Source organism: Arachidicoccus sp. (genome assembly GCF_050436765.1).
Taxonomy (GTDB): domain Bacteria; phylum Bacteroidota; class Bacteroidia; order Chitinophagales; family Chitinophagaceae; genus Arachidicoccus.
This window is the reverse complement of record NZ_JBNQGD010000343.1, coordinates 1-2,885: the sequence shown is the minus strand read 5'-3', so window position 1 is coordinate 2,885 and position 2,885 is coordinate 1. Positions and strand designations below refer to the sequence as shown.

The window sequence follows — 2,885 nt, the reverse complement described above, 5'->3', positions numbered from 1 at the left end:
GAGAAAGACGGTGAGACCGACTGGAACGCTTTTGAACTTAGGAGGTATGATAGCAGAATTGCCAGGTGGTTGACGACAGACCCTGCAGGGCAGTTCGCCAGTCCTTATATCGCAATGGGTGGAGACCCCATAAATGGGGTGGATAAGGATGGAGGGGACGCTGAATGGCATAAAGACAAGAATGGAAATTGGCAACCGGATTATGGCGACACACGAATAAATGAAAATGGCTATAAAGAAATTTATACAGGAAAAGATTGGAGTGTCCAGCCACTTCCGTCCTTAATGGATGTATATCTTTCGTCCCCAAGTAATTTAAAAGAATATACAGCTTATAGAGATAGCCACCCTTGGAGGCCACACGAAGCTCTAGGAGATGGTTTGGTAGGGCAAGCATTTGGGTGGTATGCAATGGGGGAAACATTTGAGTTGATTGGAAAAGGAGTTTTTGGCATTGCTGCTAAAGCCTTTAAAACATTAAAAGGGGCAATTACCACAGAAGAGGTGGCAGAGCGAGGAATTACAAATGAATTAAGCAAAACAATATCAGTTCAAAAGCAAGCGAGGCACATAGTAGGAACAGCCAAAGAAGGCGGGGGCTATTTAAATAGTGTGAAAGATGCTCAATCCGTCTTGGATGCTGTTCATTCAGGCGAAGCAGCATACATGGGTACATCTAAAGCAGGCCATTTAATATATAAGTTTGACGGAGTTACCGGTACTAATGTAAATTTGGGGGCAGGCATTACCGGTCAGCCAACTAATGTATTTATGATTAAGGGTACAGTAAATCCGACAGTAGTGCCAACTAATCCATTCTGGAAACCTTAGTATTATGATAAATTACAATTACAAATATTTAGATCTAAAATATAGTCTAATAGATATTATGCTTATTAATATTAATAGCAATGTTTTAGACATAAGCTACAATGTAGAAGAGTTTACATTAGAGATTCAAGTCATATTATTGGAAGGATCAAATCTTTCTAAAGAAGTGAAAGTAAATATAAGGGACAGATTAAGTCACTTCAAAATAGAAATCATAGAATTACATCTTACAAAAGAAAAGTTTAACGAAAATATTGGGGAGTGGCAACCTAAATATTATAAATGGCTAAATTATTTATTATTTTCAAAAGCTGAAGCATGATGGCTGGAATTGATATAAAATATCAGACTTGTAATCTCTGTGATGCGATGCATCGAAATATCAACGACAAATTTAAAAGCATATCCTTCGAAATACTTAATGATGGAAACGTACAAGTTAAAATCATTTTAGAAAAAAGAACGAAGATAGAAGATGAATATATTGATGATATAATTGCTGAATTTTCAGCATTGCAATTATCCGATTGTGTTTTACAACCAATAATTGTTGCCGAAAACAATAATATACCTTTAAAAAATATCGTTTATTTGAAGGACTATCAGACCAGTTGTTTTGATAGTACATAAATGTGTTGAAAAGAAACATATAAGTTTTGTAAAAGAATTTAGCAACAGCGCCACCGGAACAGTGCAAACCTATGCAAGCTATACCTACGACTCGCTGGGGCAGCTGATAGCCGAGTTTGTCTATGATGAGACCGGAGCGAGAATAGCGAAGAAGAGCTACAACACCGCAGGACAATTGGTAGAAACGACCTGGTACACCGGCGATGCGATATATATACAAACCACGGGAGCGGCAACCCCCGAGGAATATGCGATAGACGGCGGCGCAGGCAGGATAGGCACCTTCTACCGGCAGGACAATGTCTATGCCTACGAATTGAGAGATCAAACGGGCAATGTGCGAGCAGTAGTAGCTAAGAGTGGTAGTTCTTTGGAAGTAAGAGGATATAGTGATTATTATCCTTATGGTATGGTCTTAAGAAGCGGAGGTACAGATTACCGCTACGGCTATCAGGGAGCTTACGCAGAGAAAGACGGTGAGACCGACTGGAACGCTTTTGAACTTAGGATGTATGATAGCAGAATTGCCAGGTGGCTGACGACAGACCCTGCGGGGCAATATTACTCTCCGTATTTAGCAATGGGGAATGATCCGGTGAATAATATAGATGCTAATGGCGGAGAAAGCGGACCGGGAGATGATAATAAAATTTATACCAATCCAAAATCTTTACCTGATGTAATCGTAACCACAAAGATAAAAGCGAATTATTTTGAATCAAATTTGCAAACTTATTATGATTATAACCACAGGAATGGTTTACCTGATTGGCAGATAGAGGAATATGCGAGAAGCGTATTTCCTAAAATGAGTTATTTGGATGAACAGCATTTGAGGCAGGCCGCTGGAAGTTATGATTATAGGAATTACATTAATAAATATGGGCATAGAAATCAACTAATAGGACTAGGTATAGTTGGTGCGCCAATAGCTATTGTCGGAGCGGTAGAAACAGGTGCGGGCGCATTAGCTGTAGATATATATGGCGATTATAAAACAGTAAAAACGGTTAAGAGTGGTGTAGAAAAGGTTATTGATGAAACGCTTAGGTATGCGCCAAGAGTAAGAGAACGAGCCTTAGAAGACCCCAGCAGTCATAACTTCCCATATTCATTTGATAAAAGCATTCTTGAAACGGATGCAGTCCCACAAAAGAATGGATATAATATTTTTAGAATGGAAGGGAATATGAATGGTAAAGATGGTGTATTCGAAATTGGACAAAATAAAGATGGTATAATAGATCATCGATTCTTTAGGCCCCTTAAATAAAAAAACATGAAATACTTAATTATTGATGCGTCGCTAAATGGAACAGGTATTAGAGATTATTATAATGGAGGATATATAAATCCAAATGAATTAAACATAAATAGTACTATTGTGAAACAGCTAAGTGAATGGTTAGATAAATACGCAGTTG

The 2,885-nt window shown here is 38.3% G+C and carries 4 protein-coding genes; all 4 read left to right on the top strand.

Going from position 1 to position 2,885, the window contains the following annotated elements; translation table 11 throughout:
• Nucleotides 1-831, top strand: an 831-nt coding sequence (locus ACQR30_RS14770) for a hypothetical protein (protein WP_429736467.1), incomplete at its 5' end; no start/stop codon positions are given.
• 58 nt (nt 832-889) lie between these two features.
• Entirely contained in the window at nt 890-1,153 is a 264-nt protein-coding gene (locus ACQR30_RS14765) for a hypothetical protein (RefSeq protein ID WP_429736465.1), read from the top strand.
• A complete protein-coding gene (locus ACQR30_RS14760; protein WP_429736463.1) occupies nt 1,150-1,461 on the top strand; it encodes a hypothetical protein in 312 nt (103 codons plus the stop codon). The genes ACQR30_RS14765 and ACQR30_RS14760 overlap by 4 nt, the downstream gene beginning before the upstream one ends.
• Nucleotides 1,448-2,734, top strand: a complete 1,287-nt coding sequence (locus tag ACQR30_RS14755; protein WP_429736461.1) for an RHS repeat-associated core domain-containing protein — start codon at nt 1,448-1,450, stop codon at nt 2,732-2,734. The genes ACQR30_RS14760 and ACQR30_RS14755 overlap by 14 nt, the downstream gene beginning before the upstream one ends.
• Nucleotides 2,735-2,885: the final 151 nt, after the last annotated feature.